Source organism: Cupriavidus sp. WGlv3 (assembly GCF_023952475.1).
GTDB lineage: Bacteria > Pseudomonadota > Gammaproteobacteria > Burkholderiales > Burkholderiaceae > Cupriavidus > Cupriavidus phytorum.
On sequence record NZ_JALHRX010000076.1, the window covers coordinates 1 to 2598 of the forward strand.

Consider the following 2598-nt stretch of genomic DNA (forward strand, 5'->3'; position numbering starts at 1 on the left):
GTATGCGATCCATAGACCACGCCTCTCAGAGAGAAGTCAGATGGTGCTGGAGGTGCTGGAGGTGTGATACGTCGCGCTGTTCAGCGCAGATTGGCCGGCATCATCCAGGGTAGAAGCGCGTCGTAGTCGTCGACGGTCTTCGCGAGCGGAAGCCGTTGGAACAACCAGAGGAGATACCGATAGGGATCAATGCCATTGGCCTTGCAGGTCTCCACGAGGGAGTACAGGTTGGCGCTGGCATTCGCTCCGTCGACAGTGTCTGAGAACAACCAGCTGCGGCGTCCTACGCAGAATGGCCGGATTGCATTCTCACAGGGGTTGTTCGAGATCGGCCAGTCACCGTTCTCGACGTAGCGCACCAACTTTGGCCACTGCCCGTGCATGTACTGCAGCGCCTTCCCAAGCAGGCTACCGGGTACGACAGCGGGCATTTGCTCGAGCATCAGTTTGCGGATGACGCCGAGCACATGAGTACTGTAGCGTCGCCGCAGTCGTTGTCGTCGCTCGGCCCCCCAATCCGCACTTCGCGCCTCGGCTAAATACAGCTTGCCAATCAGCACGATGAAGCGTGTGGCCAGCAGATCTGGCGTTCGCGCGGCTTTGGGCACGCTGGCCTCGGCCTTCACGAACCCGCGTCGCACGTGCGTCCAGCATCCGAGATGGACGAGTTGGTGATCGTGCGCGATGCCGTTGTAGAGCGAGTAGCCATCGGTCATCAGGGCCGCGCCTTTGCGCACGCCCTCGAACAGTGGCTGCCCCTGCTGGTGGCCGCGACCGGGGGTATAGATGAACAGCCGAATCGCCGGCCCCGATCCGGTCATCATGCACCACAACTGGCTCTTGGTCTGTGGCCGGCGATCTTTCTCCTTGAGGACCTGGAAGGTCGTCTCGTCGCAGTAAATCAGTTCGGCGTCGAGTACGTGGTCGCACATCAGGTTGATCACCGGCTGCGTGGCCAGACCGACACGAACCATGCTCGCGGCAATCGTGTTCGACGAGATGTCGCCACCGAAGCGGCGCAGCAAGCCGGCCTGGCGATATAGGGGCATGCCGAACTGGTACTTGCCCGTGGCAATCCAGGCCAGTGCCGACTCCGTGAACAGGCCGCGGGGAATGATCCGCGGCGGTGCTGGCGTCACCTTGATGCCCAGGTCGCAGCACGGGCAGGCGCGCTTGACGCGCTGGTGCTGGATGACACGAACCTGCTCCGGGATCACGTCCAACTGTTCGCTGATCTCGACACCGATCTCGACCAGCGCATGGCCATCGTTTGCACAGAAGCGCTCGGACTCAGGCAGATCGTGACGTACCACTTCGCGCGGCAGATTGGGGTCCAGCGGCTTGCGGTGACCACGCTTTTTGCGGGTGTGTGCGGCGACCTTCGTCCCAAGCGTGTCTTCCTGCGCAGGGGGCGCGTTGGACGCGAGTGCTTCAGCTTCGTTGAATAGCCCGAGTTGGCCCGCATCTCGCGCTTCGCTCTTGGCGCCGAACAGTTCGCGACGATAGGCGCGCAGGCGCTCCTCTGCCAGATCACGCTCTGCGCTCACGAGACGTAACTCGCTGCGCAGCACTTCATGGTCGTGCTGAAGCTGGCCATACGCTTCGCGCGTGGCCAGCAATTCCTGAAGTTCCTCGGTGGTGATCGAGATGCTGATGGGCATGTCGACTTGGACCGACATGCCCGTGTGCAGTTCAGCTTGCGCGGGAATAAAAACGCTGCGGGTGTTTCTTGACGACAGCAATGTCGATGCCGTCGAGCAGCCAGTGCAACTGCTCGACGGTAAGCTTGACGATGTCGGCCGTGTCAGGCCATACGAATCGATCCGCCTCCAATCGCTTGAGGAACAGCCAGAAGCCGGTGCCATCCCAGCCGAGGATCTTGATCCGGTCGCGCCGGCGATTGCCGAATACGTAGAGCGATGAATCCAGAGGGTTCAGGCGCGCCGCTTGCTCGACCAGAATCGATAGCCCGTTGATGCCCAAGCGGAAGTCCACCGGATCCCGATGCAAGAATACCTTCAGGCCATCGTCGAACCGGAACACGGCATCCTCCCCAGCATCTGGACAATCGTCGTCAGCCCTTCGAGATCTGCCGGGCTCAGATCCAGCTCGACCCCATTGGGCAATCGCACATGCAGCGCCAGGGCCGAACAGGCCCGGTCCGCAACGGCTAGCGATCCTGCCGGTGCCGATACAGCGTGCACAGCCGCGAATGCCGATGGCCGTTCCTGGGCCATCATTCCCGCCTGTGCAACAGAATCCTCCAGCCGCTCTGGCAAATCTGCGTCTTGCCCGACAGCCATCGCCAACTCGCCCGCCGAGCGCTCACGTTCCAGCAGATACTGCGCGATCCATTTGCGTAGCAAGCTGACATGCACGCCACTGTCTTGTGCACGGCGCGCGATGGAGACACCAGGTATCAGGCAAGCCTCGACCAGCGCCCGCTTGCTAGCCTTGTCGTAGCGCTTGCGGCCTCTGCTGTTGCTGCTCACAACCTTCAGTTCCGGGGATTCAATCATCGATGTTCTCCTGGGGTTGGTGGAGAACATCATCCGCATTCAGATCACCAGTTGATAGACGCCGATGATGGACCGCTTA

The 2598-nt window shown here is 61.3% G+C and carries 3 protein-coding genes; all 3 read right to left on the bottom strand.

All coding sequences use genetic code 11. From position 1 onward, the window contains the following. Window positions 1–80 precede the first annotated feature (80 nt). Genes tnpC through MKD38_RS30430 form a run of 3 tightly spaced genes read right to left on the bottom strand, consistent with a single transcriptional unit; the run spans window position 81 to window position 2519 of the window. Window positions 81–1661 carry an IS66 family transposase gene (gene tnpC, locus MKD38_RS30420; protein WP_252669753.1) on the bottom strand — a complete coding sequence of 527 codons (1581 nt, stop codon included), beginning with the start codon at window positions 1659–1661 and terminating at the stop codon, window positions 81–83. A gap of 31 nt (window positions 1662–1692) precedes the next feature. Continuing rightward, window positions 1693–2043 (bottom strand): IS66 family insertion sequence element accessory protein TnpB, encoded by a 351-nt coding sequence (tnpB, locus tag MKD38_RS30425; RefSeq protein WP_252669749.1) that lies wholly within the window; start codon window positions 2041–2043, stop codon window positions 1693–1695. Next, window positions 2019–2519 (bottom strand): transposase, encoded by a 501-nt coding sequence (locus MKD38_RS30430; RefSeq protein ID WP_252669751.1) that lies wholly within the window; start codon window positions 2517–2519, stop codon window positions 2019–2021. Before MKD38_RS30430 ends, tnpB begins: the two co-directional genes overlap by 25 nt. Window positions 2520–2598: the final 79 nt, after the last annotated feature.

Coding starts and splice junctions, on each gene's coding strand:
- tnpC (WP_252669753.1), bottom strand. CDS start 1,661: ATGCCCATCAGCATCTCGATCACCACCGAGGAACTTCAGGAATTGCTG.
- MKD38_RS30430 (WP_252669751.1), bottom strand. CDS start 2,519: ATGATTGAATCCCCGGAACTGAAGGTTGTGAGCAGCAACAGCAGAGGC.